This is a genomic window from Paenisporosarcina sp. TG20 (assembly GCF_000286315.1).
GTDB lineage: Bacteria > Bacillota > Bacilli > Bacillales_A > Planococcaceae > Paenisporosarcina.
Genome location: NZ_ALJG01000351.1, coordinates 1 through 14731 on the forward strand (window position 1 = coordinate 1; position 14731 = coordinate 14731).

The 14731-nt window shown below is 37.5% G+C and carries 10 protein-coding genes and 1 pseudogene; 5 read left to right on the top strand and 6 right to left on the bottom strand.

The genetic code is table 11. From position 1 onward, the window contains the following. Positions 1–511: 511 nt before the first annotated feature. A complete protein-coding gene (locus B371_RS0117140) occupies positions 512–1426 on the bottom strand; it encodes a mechanosensitive ion channel family protein (protein ID WP_019415543.1) in 915 nt (304 codons plus the stop codon). 451 nt (positions 1427–1877) lie between these two features. Here B371_RS0117140 and B371_RS0117145 point away from each other — a divergent pair, with 451 nt between their 5' ends. Beyond that, on the top strand, positions 1878–3845 hold the full coding sequence (locus tag B371_RS0117145) for a phospholipase D-like domain-containing protein (protein WP_019415544.1): 1968 nt from the start codon (positions 1878–1880) through the stop codon (positions 3843–3845). A gap of 147 nt (positions 3846–3992) precedes the next feature. Beyond that, positions 3993–5186: a diaminopropionate ammonia-lyase gene (dpaL, locus tag B371_RS0117150; RefSeq protein WP_019415545.1), complete on the top strand. Its 1194-nt coding sequence runs from the start codon at positions 3993–3995 to the stop codon at positions 5184–5186. Here the strand turns inward: dpaL and B371_RS0117155 are convergent. Continuing rightward, positions 5183–5371: a cysteine-rich CWC family protein gene (locus B371_RS0117155; RefSeq protein ID WP_019415546.1), complete on the bottom strand. Its 189-nt coding sequence runs from the start codon at positions 5369–5371 to the stop codon at positions 5183–5185. The genes dpaL and B371_RS0117155 overlap by 4 nt on opposite strands. Positions 5372–5598: 227 nt before the next feature. On the opposite strand from B371_RS0117155, the gene B371_RS0117160 reads away from it, so the two are divergent. Beyond that, positions 5599–7074: an amidase gene (locus tag B371_RS0117160; RefSeq protein WP_019415547.1), complete on the top strand. Its 1476-nt coding sequence runs from the start codon at positions 5599–5601 to the stop codon at positions 7072–7074. A gap of 434 nt (positions 7075–7508) precedes the next feature. Here B371_RS0117160 and B371_RS23070 read toward each other — a convergent pair whose 3' ends face one another. Then, positions 7509–8855, bottom strand: coding sequence for an N-acetylmuramoyl-L-alanine amidase (locus B371_RS23070; RefSeq protein WP_019415548.1), 1347 nt, complete (start codon positions 8853–8855; stop codon positions 7509–7511). A 483-nt stretch (positions 8856–9338) separates the two neighbouring features. Here B371_RS23070 and B371_RS0117175 point away from each other — a divergent pair, with 483 nt between their 5' ends. Continuing rightward, a complete protein-coding gene (locus tag B371_RS0117175; protein WP_019415549.1) occupies positions 9339–10010 on the top strand; it encodes a hypothetical protein in 672 nt (223 codons plus the stop codon). 340 nt (positions 10011–10350) lie between these two features. On the opposite strand, the gene B371_RS0117180 is transcribed toward B371_RS0117175, so the two are convergent. Next, positions 10351–11622: an IS4 family transposase gene (locus tag B371_RS0117180; RefSeq protein WP_019415550.1), complete on the bottom strand. Its 1272-nt coding sequence runs from the start codon at positions 11620–11622 to the stop codon at positions 10351–10353. Between the two features lie 356 nt (positions 11623–11978). Between B371_RS0117180 and B371_RS22025 the strand changes: the two are divergent. Beyond that, positions 11979–12200, top strand: a pseudogene (locus B371_RS22025) (transposase); the annotation flags it as partial. Positions 12201–12399: 199 nt separating this feature from the next. On the opposite strand, the gene B371_RS24160 reads toward B371_RS22025, so the two are convergent. Both B371_RS24160 and B371_RS22030 read right to left on the bottom strand, forming a co-directional pair. Beyond that, positions 12400–12810: a transposase gene (locus B371_RS24160; protein ID WP_255348675.1), complete on the bottom strand. Its 411-nt coding sequence runs from the start codon at positions 12808–12810 to the stop codon at positions 12400–12402. An 18-nt stretch (positions 12811–12828) separates the two neighbouring features. After that, positions 12829–13842, bottom strand: coding sequence for a transposase (locus B371_RS22030; protein ID WP_019415553.1), 1014 nt, complete (start codon positions 13840–13842; stop codon positions 12829–12831). Between the last annotated feature and the right edge of the window lie 889 nt (positions 13843–14731).

Here is a 14731-nt window from a genome sequence, read left to right on the forward strand (position 1 = left end):
GTCCGCCTGTAACGGAAATCACTAGACTTTAATAGAAGGCTATCTTATAAAGGACCGGGCGTACTTTGCCCGGTTTTTCTTAAATGTAGAAAGTTATGCCATAAACTGAGGTGTTATGGTACTAACATTATAAAATGTGCATTCTTTGGTAACACTCTGGGAATTTGCCCGATTTTTCTTATGGTTTGGGTCGAATTTGGACAACTTTTTGTGCGATAGGGGCAACTTTTGGCTCGATTGGGGCAACAAACCAATTATCTCCTAAATTTCGTAATGGTTTTATGGGGCAAATAGTTTTTTCGTTGCAACTTTTCGCGTTTAGTTGCAACTTTTCACGTTTCGTTGCAACTAACCAATTTCCTCCTAATTTGATCCTCTTCGGTTTTAAAAAAGACCTGAATCGCTCTGTAAGCGATTCAAGTCTATTTAATGGAATAAACGATAAAATATCGATGTCCGATAGCTAGTCATGATGTGGTTGCCAACTGCCAGAGAAAGGATCGCAAATACCCTATCTCTGGTCTCGTGAATGGGTAATATTTACGTCAAATGGCGGTGTGCTCACTACTTCAAAGGTGGCAGAAGCCAGCTTGACTCTTCCTGAACTACGTTCTATCTCTTCGAGAATGCCTGTGAATAACTCATCTTTCATGATTCTTCGTCTTTTATATTCAACGACATATCTAAGCGTGAATTCCACCCAGTTATCGTTGACAGCTAACGTCACCAAAGGCTTAGTGGTCGCATCTTCAATGACGAATTTCCTCATCATTAATTCCCAGTATTCTCTTGCGAATTCATTATATTCTCCAGTTTTTTCGTCAGCAACTTTATATATCAATTCTCTTGCTAAAGTATACTCACTGCCGAATTTCACAGGTATAGTTAGCTCATCCCACAGAAATGGGAAATCGGTTGAATAATTATAAACAGGTTGTGTAAACACGAAGCTGTTAGCGATTTTTACTATTCTGCCGTTATATAAATCGCCATCAACCCATTGACCAACTTCCATAACAGTTGTTCTAAGCACACCTAGATCAATAACATCTCCGGTTACACCACCAAGCTGAACCCGATCACCTGTTTTAAACATTCCACCCATTAAAATTGTCAGCCAACCTGCAATACTGGCAATCACTTCTTTTAAAGAAAAAGCAATGCCTGCACTTGCAACACCAAGAACAACAGTGATACCTCCGAGCATATCGCTGTAAAGGATAGCTAAAAAAATAACAATCAGAATATAGCCAAAAATATTCATTGTCTTTTTAGTTTTATACCAGTTACTGTGATCCTTTACATAGCGTTGGGCAGTTTTTTTCAAACCAGTAATAAAAAAGGTGATTATAACAACGCCTAATAATGCGATTAGGAACTTATATATAGTAGTATTCGACATGATAGTATCTACTAGTTCATTCATTTCATAATCTCCTCTAGATCGATCTTATAAATCATTTACCCCTGAAAAGGCAAGGCAAACCCAATAACTGAATAGATTAACGGTTGATATAAAATGAATAAACAAACAGATAATCTAAAACCCCTGACATCACTTGAATGGTCATTAAGAAATGCTCCCCAACATGAAAAAAGTAATAATAAGCATGACAAACTTTCGTTATACTAATGTGAATTATCAGATTATAATTAAAATTAGTCAAGTAATGCAATTATGAGTTTTACTAAATTAATTTTAGAAGGGTTCATTTAATGACTATAATAGCCCATTTCTGGAACCACAGATATTGGGAAATCAGTAAGTATTGCAGAAGCAGTCAATTAACAAAACATTTGAAAAAACATATTAAAAATATTTGAAACAGGTATGATGATAGAGTAACAAAAAATTATTTAATGAAAAGGAGAAATATATGAAAAAAATTGTTAAGATTCTTGCGTCGATTAGCTTAATGCTTGCCGTTATTACTCCAACAGTTTCTCCAGCAACCAGCGTTCAAGCTGCTATAAATGGAGAAGTTGTCATTAATGAAATTGCTTGGATGGGGACCTCTGTAAGTTATAACGATGAATGGATTGAACTCTATAATAATACTAATACTTCCATTTCTTTAGAGGGCTGGATACTAAAGGCGACAGATGGTAGCCCGAATATTTCTTTAAGTGGAAACATCTCTGCAAAAGGCTACTTTATACTCGAAAGAACGGATGATTCAACTGTTTCTGAAGTATCTGCAAACCAGATTTATACTGGGGCAATGGGTAATTCTGGCGAAACATTCGAATTAATAGATTCAAGTGGTGTAGTTATTGATGAAGTTAACGCTTGGTATAGTGGTGACAATGATACTAAAGCGACAAAGGAGCGAATTGATCCTTTGGCTACTGGCTCAGATGCTGCCAACTGGAGTACGTCAACTGAAATTTATTTAGAGGGAATTGGATCTCCAGGTAAAATAAATTCCGGAACAATTGAAACCGGTGGATGTACTGATTCAGTTGAGCACCTAAATCAAGTTTCAGATGCCACGGATGCAATTAATGTGTACTTTAATAAATGTGCACTTGATCAATACGCGTCTCCCGGTAATGAAGCGAATTATAATGTGAATCTTGAAAATAGGTTACTTGAGCGAATATCGGGAGCACAAACGAGTATTGATTTTACTACATATGAAATCAATCTTCCTAAAATAGTGAATGCTCTTATCTTGAAAGCGTCAGAAGGCGTTGACGTGCGAGTAATTGCTGACTCGAAAAATGCATCTGATCCTAGCTATATTGAAAGGTTCGAATTAATGAGGCTTTATATAGAAGAGATGGTTCGTGGAAAAGACATGATAATTGGAACAGCTGATGATATAACAGTTTTATCAGAATCACCTATGTTGGCCGTTGAAGATTCAGTAAAACGAGCAAAACATGAACTACCCTCGTCACCGAACGACTTTCCTCTAAAGACTATTATGGTAGGAAATACTGAGATGATAGGCTATTTATTTGTAGAGGCTGAACAGAAGACGGATGGTAGTTATTATTCCCCATCGACGCAGATGCATAATAAATTTGCTCTTATCGATGATAAATGGGTATTTACTGGTAGCTGGAATTTCACAGTTACAGGGCTTTATGGGACTGATGAAAACATGAACATTGGTGTTCTTGATGGAAACCAACAGCATATCGTTGAAGTAAACTCTGCAGCATTGGCTCAAATTTATGAAACAGAGTTTAACGAAATGTGGGGGTCAGATACATTAACTCCTGATCTTCAGGTTTCCAATTTTAGCTCACGTAAAATTGATAATACCGTTCACCAGGTCACCGTGGGTGGTAAAAATATAGAAGTGTATTTCTCACCTGGAGACAATGCCATTGCAAGAATGGTAGAACTTATTAAGACAGAAGCTGATTATAAAACATATTTCACCATATTTGCATGGAGTGATCAGGCTTTAGTCGATGAGCTGAAAAATAAGTGGGAAGGATCTTATGAAGATTTGCAAGGGACTCTAACTGGATTCGATGTAAAAGGCGTATTTGACAGTAGCTTCTGGACTCAGTGGTGGTCCGCAAGTATCGAAATGACAGGCCAAACCGTTGCGGGAAGTGTCAACAATCCAAACACACGTTGGGCTAATGTTGCACCGGTATATAAAGATGCTGAATCTCGCAAGTTGCACAGTAAAACGATGATAGTTGATGCGGATACGGATAGCGATCCAACGGTTATTGTTGGTTCTACTAATTGGAGTACTAATGGAGAAGACATAAATGATGAGAACTTACTAATCATTCATGACGCTGATATCACGAATCAATTTTTACAGGAGTTCAATGCTCGCTATAAACAAGCAGGCGGTACAGTTTCCACTCCATAAAGATTAGAAGATGTGTAATTGGAGATATTGACTATATAAAATGTAAATAGCGGCTGAAATTGTATCTTCAGCCGCTACTTTTTATGAAGTCAGTGTCGATTCTCTCGTCCACAAAAATCAAAGGTTTAAGTAAAAGGGGGACTCTTGATGCAGAAACCAAAGTGGATCAAAAATAATTTTTATTCACCTACATACAACGATGAGGAATTATCATTCTTTCAAGACAAGGAAATCGAAAAAGTTCATCGATTTCAAAAAACACATAATGCTTTCACTGAAACGCCTTTACACCAGTTGAGTAATTTAGCTGAGTTTTTAAATGTTGCTGAAATTAGAGTAAAAGATGAGTCATATCGGTTTGGTCTCAATGCCTTCAAAGTGATGGGAGGCATATTTGCGATTGGAAAATACTTGGCTGAACGTCTAGGCGAGAATATTGATGACCTTTCATTTGAAACTTTACAATCGTCAAAAGTTAAAGAAAGGCTTGGTGAATTAACTTTTATTACAGCAACAGATGGTAATCATGGTCGTGGTGTAGCATGGGCAGCTCGCGAACTGGGACATAAATCTGTGGTCTATATGCCAGCAGGTTCCTCATTAGAGCGACTAACTGCTATTCGCAATGAAGGGGCAGAGGCAAATATTACGGAACTAAATTACGATGATTCAGTGAGGATGTGTGCAGATCTTGCACAAGAAAATGGGTGGATTATGGTCCAGGATACGGCTTGGGAGGGCTATGATGATATACCACTTTGGATTATGCAGGGGTATGCATCAATGTCAAAAGAAGTTGTGGAACAAATTGAGGGTGAACTACAGCCAACGCACATTTTTCTTCAGGCAGGAGTCGGATCATTTGCTGGCGCAATAACTGGTTATATGATTCAACATTATCGAAAAAACCCTCCTATCATTATTGTAGTAGAACCAAATGAGGCAGATTGTTATTATCAGTCATTTTTAACTAAAGAGGGGACTAGAGAAACTGTGACTGGAGAGATGAATACGATAATGGCGGGATTGGCCTGCGGGGAACCGAACACAAGAGCGTTTCGTATTCTCCGTCAGTATGCTACAGGAGCATTCTCATGTAATGATTCTATCGCTTCACTAGGAATGCGTGTGTACGGGAATCCTTTAAAAGATGATCCCCGTATTGTCTCAGGCGAGTCTGGTGCAGTAACACTAGGATTGTTATATTATTTGAGAAAATTAAAAGAAAACCTTCAAATTAGTCAAGATTTATCACTGGATTCCACTTCTCGAATTTTGCTAATAAGTACCGAGGGGGATACTGATCCTGTAAATTATTTAAAGCAAGTTTGGGAGGGTTAGTGTTTAATAGATTTATTCAAACACTCTTTACATATACATGATTTATATAGTTTTTCATTAGACACTAGCTTAAAAATTTCTTTGGGAAAAAACTGTTTAGAACACCAACAAGTTGGCTCTCCCAGCTCATTTCCACAATGATTTATTTTATTGCAAATAGGACATATCTTTGCATCGATTGTCATTTTGACCTCCACGTACTAATTTAATAGTCAATGATCTTCTTAAAGATTATAACTCAACTGTATGTTGGATGAAGTATGTAAATTGAAGTAATTTTCAAAAAAATTGTATACAAATACAAAAAAGATTTTTATACTTTTATTAACAGTTAATAATAGGAAGTTTCTAGTATAGTTTATCAGTTACTTCTATTAAACTGGTTTTCAAAAAATAGGATGGGGTGTAGAATATGTCCAAATTTGAATATGGATCCTATGATGCGATGGGTCTAGCAGAACTAGTGACAACTAAAGAAATAACAGCAACAGAGATTCTTGAGGCGGCAATATCCAAGACAGAAGAACTAAATCCTAAACTCAATGCAGTTATTCACAAAATGTATGATCAAGCGAGGGAACATTTAAATCTTAATCCATCTGGAGCATTTGCTGGGGTGCCTATGTTTCTCAAGAATATCACGCAGGAAATTAAAAATGAGCCAATTACGTCTGGGTCAAAAGCATTTTTAAACTATACAGCAAAAGAAGACTCCGAGTTTGTTAAGAGAATTCGCACAACGGGAGCGGTGTTCCTGGGTCAAACGAATGTTCCGGAGTTAGCTTTGATGGGGATTACCGAGCCTAAGCAATATGGAGCAAGCAGAAATCCGTGGAATATTGATTACACTCCAGGAGGTTCAAGTGGTGGTTCCGCTGCAGCAGTTGCATCTGGAATGGTACCGATTGCTGGCGCAAATGATGGTGGAGGATCCATTCGTATTCCAGCAGCATATTGCGGACTTTTCGGCCTAAAGCCTACTAGAGGACGCGCGCCAGTAGGTAGACAATTGGGAAGACAGTGGCAAGGTGCTTCAGCCGATCATGTGTTGACCAAATCAGTTCGAGATAGCGCAATGATGTTGGATCTAACAAAAGGTTATGAACCAGGAGCCGCTTTTCACGCACCCCCTTTTGAGTGTAATTATCTTGATTGTGTGACCAATCCGTTAGAAAAAAGACGTCGAATAGCCTATTCATTAAAGTCTCCAATTGGTACTGAAGTTGATTCTGAATGCAAGGAAGCGGTGCTGAAAACAGTCGCATTATTGGAAAGTATGGGCCATTTAGTCGAAGAAAAAGATGCTCCGGTTGATGGTCTTAAAATTGCTAACAGTTATATGACGATGTATTTCGGAGAGGTAGCAGCATCCCTTGCTTCTGCAGAAAATCTACTTGGAAGAAAGATTAAATATGGTGATGTAGAGCCGACCACATGGTTACTTGGGTTACTCGGAAAAGCTACAAATGCAGAAGAGTGGGTACTTGGTTTGAGAGAATGGGATGTTGCAGCATATTCTATGGAAGATTTTCATACGACATATGATTTTTATGTAACTCCAACAACTGCCTATCCACCAGCAAAAATCGGAGAACTGGATTCCAAGCTAACAGAAAAAGTTCTTCTGAATGTAATAGGGAAGTTAAAATTAGGGACACTAGTAAAAAAGACTGGATTAATAGATGAGATCATTAAGAATAGTCTTAAACGAACGCCTTTTACCCAACTAGCAAACCTTACTGGACAACCAGCCATGTCAGTCCCAATGTACAAAACCAAATTAGGTTTACCACTAGGCGTGCAATTCATAGCAGCAAAAGGTCGTGAAGATCTCCTATACCGAATGGCAGGAGAATTAGAACAGACTGATAACTGGCTACATATATAAAGAGAAGGCGAGCTCAGTTTAAAGTCACTGAATTCGCCTTTTCGTTTTTTGAGTGATAGTGCAGAGGATTTACTGTACACAAAGTGATCCTGAAACCTTTGTAAATATATTATGGACCTACATAGGTTGCATTGAGTGAAACAAGTATTAGCTGTTTGAAACTCTTAAAAAGTTCAGTAAATAATAATATATATAATAGAATTCAAAAGTATTATTTAAGTTGAAGTCGTATATATATATGAATCTAACGTGACAGACCAACTGCATTTTCTCCAGCGATAATTAGCTCTACTGCAACTTCCCCTTTAATTGAACTACGGGGATATATTGGTGCATTTAATCAGATAGACAAAACCTCTGATACTGGGTAGTTATAAATTGAACCGATTACAATTGCTTTTTGTAACATTTCTTATTTCAGAATTTGTGTGACTCTATTTCAAAAGACGGTTCATTCGTTCTCTTGTCCTAGAACCATAAACTCCGTCAACATGGTATGGGTCATGAACTTTTTGGAAACGTTCAACAGCGTCTTTTGTTTTTGCTCCATAAGAACCGTCAACTTCTCCAACTTTGAAAAACAATTCATTGAGAGCCTGCTGGAGCATCCTCACGTCGTTTCCGTTGTCTCCATAACGTAAAACGCCAGAAGGGAGTTTTGGTTCGAAAGCATCCTTTACTGCCCCTCTCATGATGTTCAAAAGTTCAGTGTTCTGTTCAGCTGAACCTTGATAACCAGGAATTCCGTGTTTCTTTGCAAGTTCAGCTCTGTGGTCGTAACTTGAGTCAACGTCAATTGACTTCAAATATTCAACAATTGAGACGGTCTTCATGTTTGGTTTTGGTTTTGGAGTCGCCTCTGAAACCTTCACAACTGGAATTTTGACTGTGTCTCCAATAGAAAGTTCACGAGCTTCAATTCCTTTGTTCACGTCCCGAATTGCGTCAAGTGAAACCTTGTATTTTTGAGCCAAACTGTAAAGTGTGTCTCCATTTTCAATCTTATGAGCGACATATTTACCATTTGGAATGTTGATAAATGAGCCGATTTGTAAAGCACGAGGGTTTACGTTTTGATTTGCTTCCTGCAATTCATTTACGGGTACACCAAACTCTTCAGCAATTGAATAGAGAGTGTCTCCATTTTGAATTTTATAGTTTCCGTCAGTATGATTTTGAGGAGTTTCTTGTTTGACGTCCTCTATTGGTTCTGACTTCTTCACTAAATCAAAATATTCAGCAATGCCTTTTGCAATTGCTTCTCCCTGGTCTTTTAAGAAACTATCGTCTCTCATTTTTAGTATATCCGTTCGACTATCCATGAATCCTCCTTCAACCAGAGCTGCAGGCATATTCGTTTCACGTAGTTCATGAAAGTTAGCTGATTTCACTCCCCGGTCTGTTAAACCCATCGCATTGACGACCTTTGGATGAATCTGATTCGCTAGTTTAACCGATAGAGGATTATTGCTCGCTGGTTCCATTACGTATGTTTCGACACCACTATGATTTCCCCATTGGGTTCCAATCGCATTGTGGTGAGAACTAACATAAATATCAGCGTTCCATGCGTTTGCCTCATTTGTACGAGTTACTAGAGGTACATCTGTATTTCCGCTTGGATCGTCGACACGTATCTGTTGTACACCCTCATAGTTTTCTAGGTAAGCCATCCCAGCAATTACAACTTTATTGTTAAATGTCCACTCTCGTTCTCCATCAGGCGTACGCTTACCTGGCGTATTTTTCCCGTGACCTGCTGACCACGCTACCTTTTTCATACTTCTTCAACCCTTTCTTTTCAGTGTTTTCTTCCAATTAAAGATGTTTAATAGCATGAATGCATTCTATTTACTGTATTCAAGCAAAAATATTAAACCTGAGTAATTTACACTCCCATCGAAAAAAAATGAATTTACTATAAATTAGATAGAAGGGAATTAGTTAAAGAGATACATTCTTAACATTTCATAAAGTGAAGTCCAGGAAAGATGGAAGTGGAAAAAAGTCTAAAGGGTCCAATTAATATAGGAAGTAATTCAGAAATAGTAAATACTAAAAATATGTAAGAGCATTGGAAATCATTCCAAACGTAAATATAAGCAGGGTTACTATTCGAAATTTCATTCTTAGGATATTGAACAGAAATTTTGGCTGTTTTATTATGATATATCATCCGATACAACAAGAAGGAAGGATGTAGAACAAGAACTTCTTAACAATCTGAGAACTCCTTGTATATACTGAGAAAAAAGGAGAATTCCATGAATAGAGCGTCAATTATAATTGTTGGAATCATCTTCAGTATTGGATTATTACTGATCGGGTTTATTTCATTGGAGATAATAAAAGGTAAAGAAGAGAATTTTGATTTTCCACTTCCAGTAAAAGAACTAAATAAAATTGAAAATTCGGTGAAAACACCTTCAGGAATAGAGAAAGACGTTGATATAGAAATATTTACCAATGCAAAAAAGGAAGCATCAAGATGGAACCAAACCGTAAGAAATCAGTTTGGTACAAAGGGTAGATATGAGATTGACTTGGATAATATTGCAAAAGATGAAACGAAGTCCGATGGGTATGTAACCACGTTTTACTATGTAATTGAAAATTCCTTAGACATAAGAATTGTGTATATAGTTGATAATGTGACAAAAAATGTAATCGAAATGAGGTTAGTTGGGTATGAAGAGGCTGGGGTTAACAGAGGAGCGATATTTCAAGCAATGAGTGTATTTATAAGTTATGTAGATAATTATTTAGAAAGTAATATGCCACTACCCCAAACCGGTGGACAATTGATAGAAACTTCATTTGGGACAGATCTTGAAGGTGTAAATAAAGTTGAAGTTGAATTTAGTGGAAAGAAATATTATTTTGTTCTGGATGTTTCAAACGGAATGAATATGTTGGTTTATCCAATTATACAATGAAGGTAAAAATCGGCCGATAACCTCGGAAGGCACTGAAAAAGTCAATTTATAATTTCTTAGCTTATGGACTAGTACAGGTGATTTCCGTTGCTGGCGGACGCTTTCCGCGGGCGAGCGCCGAGCCCAATGTCATCAAGCTAAAGAGTCAATAACTTACAGCTCCCATATCAATCATTCGAAATGGAGAACCTACGTTCAATTAATTGACGGCCTATTTTTGGATGAGGAAAAAAGGCAATAGGATGCCCGGGGCTTGGTATTCAATTTTTTCAAGTCCCTGTGTTCTTCTCTTTAGTTTCATCAAACGGTTATACCAGGTCCTCTCTTTACTAAAATAATGTTACAGACATCTTTTTTGATTTAGGCTATATTTATTTGCTTTTAGCCCCATATTGCGTGGAAAACTTCTTCCAGGACGAATGGGAACTTTATTTCGCGAAATCTCTTTCATAATCCGATGAAAGATGGCCTCACGCTTTTTGGGATGACCTTCGAGTAACATCAAAATCAGCGAATTCTTTAACTTTCCAATAAGAATATTTGTGTTAACCTGATAGTCGTATTTTAACTTTTTGCCTTTATTCTTTTGAGCAATATTCTCGTTTGCTTCGTGCTTTAAGAGGGCAGCCATATTGGTTAAATAAATGGATGCATAAAAGTCCTGTTCAACAGCGATCACTGTGTCACCCGTAAAGTTTTGAATTTGAAGGTTGTTTTTTAATTCATTATACTTACTTTCAATTCTCCAACGTTTAAAATACAGCTCTTTGAATTCTTGAATACCTAGGTCTTCATCCAAAAGATTTGTCACGAGAACTTCTTCTTCACCGGAATCTAACAAAAGTCGTATTACACGTAAACGAATTTTCTTTCCTTCAAAGTCTATCTCTATTATTTGATCTGGTTCTCGGGCTTCCATGACTTCTTTCATTGTGGAACGAGAAACACGTATTAAAAACTTAATTTTGCTCGATACCAAATAGGAGATGAATTTTTTGGAAGGATATCCTCTATCAAAAAGAATGAGATCATTTTTTAATCCTTTCATTTTCAGCTTTTCAATAAGTTCCTTGACACCATCGCGTTCTGCAAAAGTATACTTGCCGATTGTTGATACCATGATGATATTGTTTTCTAAATCATAGATACAAGAAGCCCTGGCACGAGCGAATTTTCTAGTCTTATTTTCAACATAGCCAAATTCATTTCTTAGCTGTTTAGAATTGTTCAGCTCTATGACAGAGCCATCAATAGCGGAAAGTCTATACCCTCTAAAGGTTTTCATGACGCCATCATCATAAAACCATTCTGTGACAGCATCAGCTAATTTGATAAAAGCAGTGGGAGATATTTCCCGTCTCGCCTCGGAAAATCCCTGCTTCGTGATGCTAAGTTCTGTACGATTCAGTAGGTTAAAAAAGTCATCTAATTCAAGTTGAACCGACTTTTTTACAAGGTTCATACAGAATAAAATGATACTAGTAAAATTCAATTTATTGTTTCCTTGACGTGTAAAATAAGTTGACTTCGTCCGAGATTCACACATAAATATCACATCGTTCAAAAGCTCTTCTGTCACTCGTATTGCGCCTAAAAAAGTCTTGCTTTTCATGATAATCCCTACTATCGAATTTGATATACCAAATAAAGGTATCCGAATCGATTGTTAGGTGTTTATTGAAAAGTCAAGTTACATTTAAGCGAATTGTTGACAAATTTACAACACTTAAAAAGCATAATCAAAAAGACACATTAGTCAGACGGGATATACCCTAATATATGGGAAACTAGCTTGATGACATTGGCGCCGAGCCTCCTCGTCGCTTGAAAAACCGGTGCTCCTGCATCGCTTCGCTAGCTTCGTCGCAAACGAATTGGGCAAAATTGCTTTTGCCCAATTTGCTTCCTGCGGGGTCTCGTCTGTCTCGCTTTTCCCGCAGGAGTCGCCGCCTTCCACTTCAATCACTTTCTAAGGACGATATGTTGTTAAAATATTTCCTAGGCATGGCGCCAGAAGCTTCGGTGATTGATCCGAGTTCCTTAACGAAGTTCCGTAAACTTCGTCTTCAAGACGTGAATTTACTAGATATACTCATTCAAAAGACGGTTGATATTACACTGGAAAAAGAACTCATCAAAAGCAAATCCATTATCGTGGATGCAACGCATACAAAAGCACGCTATACCCAAAAAATCACGTACAAATAAGAAAAATGTAGGGGTAAACCAAAGACAAACCTACTATTTTGATATTAATAAATGTAAAGTCTGTCCGTTTCGTGAAGGTTGTTCTTAAGTTTCGCACCCCTAAAAATGCGGTTTTCAAGCTACGAATTCCGTCGGAATCCTTCGCTAGGATAAGGTTCTTGCTTCATTCCATTTTGACCAATTAAGCCGCTTTATCGTCCTCAAATAATTGATTTCCCAAAAAGGAACTCTCGAACAGCTCCTTGATGTGTACATATTCAGGTGATTTCTTAAAGACTTGAATGTCAACTGCTCCCGATTCTGTAAACGCGGCAATGACCACGTCCAAAAGCTCCTCAAACAAGTTCCATAGTCGTTCCGCTATATTCTTTTCCACCATCTGATCCTTGATTACCTCAAACAACCCGCCCAATGTTTCATAGTCGTTCATCCTACGATAATAGGCTAAGAAGGAATACAAAATATACGTTGTGGTTACATGGGCAATTTGGGCACCAAAGTTCTGAGACTGGCATTTACCTAATCGAAGAAGTTGTTTGGTCTCTTTGAAAAAAACCTCAATCGTCCAGCGCACTGAATAGACTTCCAACATTTCGAGGAAGGTCAAAGATTAGTCTGTAGACAGGAATAGTTTCCACTTTTTTTGGTAGGGAAATCGACAAAAATACACCTTCACCGTTTCACCGATGGCCGCATACTCGACAGTCACTTCAAAGTAGCGTGTGTTTCTTTTGCGACAACGCTTTTCTTTCCCTTCATTCTGAAGGGTTTTTAGTAGTTGTTTGGCGTTCAATTCCTGTCCGTTGTAGGTGTATTTTCTGAAATCCTTTTTCATGGCACAAATCAGGTGCAACGCACCATTCTTAATCCCTCTAACGGTTGAGATGAACCCCTTACTTGGGAACCAGCTATCAACTAAAACATAGTTGGCTTGAAATCCATGTTTCACGGCTCTTTTAAGCATCATAAGTCCGCTGGTAATCTTGCCCACATCAGACTCTTTCTTGCGCTTGGCTCCATTGGACCGGGGATCTCTTATTTTAGTGTATTGTTCTTTCCGGTGCTTTTGTTTCTGCGGTTTTTCTGCATGCAGGCTAAAATCAAGTGGAATAAAACTTGTCCCGTCAAACAGCCCCAACGTTAAGTTCTTAAACCCTAGTGTACTTTTCTTGCGGCCCGCTACGTGATCATGAACATAGGAGATCTTTTCAATTTTCCGACCCGTACGAATATCAATCGTTTCATCCAAAATAAAGGCTGCTTTTTTGGCCATTGCCTTGTTCGGGTTTACTGGTTTTTGAAATTGTTTCGCGACAGTTAAAAGTAGATTGCGCCAAGGCATGCGCTCGTTATTCTTCAGACGGTAAAGAGCATCCTTTTTCATCCCTGCCATGTTTTGATAACTGCTTTTATAAAGGGCGTTAACACTAGTGATTAGCATGAGTGGAAGCAACAACAATAAAGTCATAATGTCGGTGACAGAATAGCCTTGTTGTTTTTTAAATCCGACCCGATGACAAAGGGAACGAAATTTGAATTCTTTCATCGCATTTTGTATAATAGAATCAATAGAAAAACCATGTGATTGAAATACTTTTTCAATTTCTTTTACATTTTTCTGCATGATAACACGTCCTTTTTGGTTGATTTGGAATAGTACCTTAATTATACCAAAAAGTCAGTGTTCATGCGGGTTTTTCTTACCTTTTCGTTTCTTTCGAAGAGGCTTTTTTTATAGGATTTTCAATGTGCGAAACTTAAGAATTAAAAGGATTGAGATTATCTCAATAGAAAAAAGAAGACGTAAAGGCGTATTTGATCTTTTATAACTCTAGCTTTAAAAATATATTGCACTTATAGATAATGAGCATACCAGAAAGAGAAATCCTTCCAATGTGCAAGAGGATTAGTTTATTTAGAAAAAATGAGTAAGCCTGGTACAAAAGGTAAAGGGATTCCATGTATATTAACAAAAGGAAAAGCAAGTAAATAATCCAAATTAGTGCTGTTTTTACGTTCTCATACTGACACCCCAACAAATCTTGTTTCACGAGAATGAAGTTGATATAGAATTGTAAAAATGCTAGCAAGGTATAGCGCTGTGGAGAAAAAATCCGCGGAGCTTTTTGGCGGTTTATCGGAGCTAATTGCACGGTTTTTTTCGGCAACAGTTAATTTCCGCTTTTCTACGACTGACATTCCTAAACCAAACATTTGGGGAATACAGACAAAAAAATGAATGTGAAGAGGATTTACGGTATGGAAGAGATATGCAGAAGATTTTTCAGTATAAGGAATGGTGAAATTTTATAATAGTTATAGAAAAAGAAAAGTTAGCGTGTAATGGTAGTAGTAATTATGATTTCAGATCATTTTGTTTAAGAAATACTTATTATTCAGGGTTGCTGCTTATCCTCGTTTAAAGCTATCAGCCCGTGATTTCTAAGCTTTGCATCACCGCTCTCTCTGAGCAACTACCTGAATTTGATATTTTTTTAATAATTCCAAAAAAA

What these genes read in the sequence shown, in the direction of transcription:
- B371_RS0117140 (WP_019415543.1), bottom strand. Translation starts at nt 1,426, where the DNA reads ATGAATGAACTAGTAGATACTATCATGTCGAATACTACTATATATAAG.
- B371_RS0117145 (WP_019415544.1), top strand. Translation starts at nt 1,878, where the DNA reads ATGAAAAAAATTGTTAAGATTCTTGCGTCGATTAGCTTAATGCTTGCC.
- dpaL (WP_019415545.1), top strand. Translation starts at nt 3,993, where the DNA reads ATGCAGAAACCAAAGTGGATCAAAAATAATTTTTATTCACCTACATAC.
- B371_RS0117155 (WP_019415546.1), bottom strand. Translation starts at nt 5,371, where the DNA reads ATGACAATCGATGCAAAGATATGTCCTATTTGCAATAAAATAAATCAT.
- B371_RS0117160 (WP_019415547.1), top strand. Translation starts at nt 5,599, where the DNA reads ATGTCCAAATTTGAATATGGATCCTATGATGCGATGGGTCTAGCAGAA.
- B371_RS23070 (WP_019415548.1), bottom strand. Translation starts at nt 8,855, where the DNA reads ATGAAAAAGGTAGCGTGGTCAGCAGGTCACGGGAAAAATACGCCAGGT.
- B371_RS0117175 (WP_019415549.1), top strand. Translation starts at nt 9,339, where the DNA reads ATGAATAGAGCGTCAATTATAATTGTTGGAATCATCTTCAGTATTGGA.
- B371_RS0117180 (WP_019415550.1), bottom strand. Translation starts at nt 11,622, where the DNA reads ATGAAAAGCAAGACTTTTTTAGGCGCAATACGAGTGACAGAAGAGCTT.
- B371_RS24160 (WP_255348675.1), bottom strand. Translation starts at nt 12,810, where the DNA reads ATGTTGGAAGTCTATTCAGTGCGCTGGACGATTGAGGTTTTTTTCAAA.
- B371_RS22030 (WP_019415553.1), bottom strand. Translation starts at nt 13,842, where the DNA reads ATGCAGAAAAATGTAAAAGAAATTGAAAAAGTATTTCAATCACATGGT.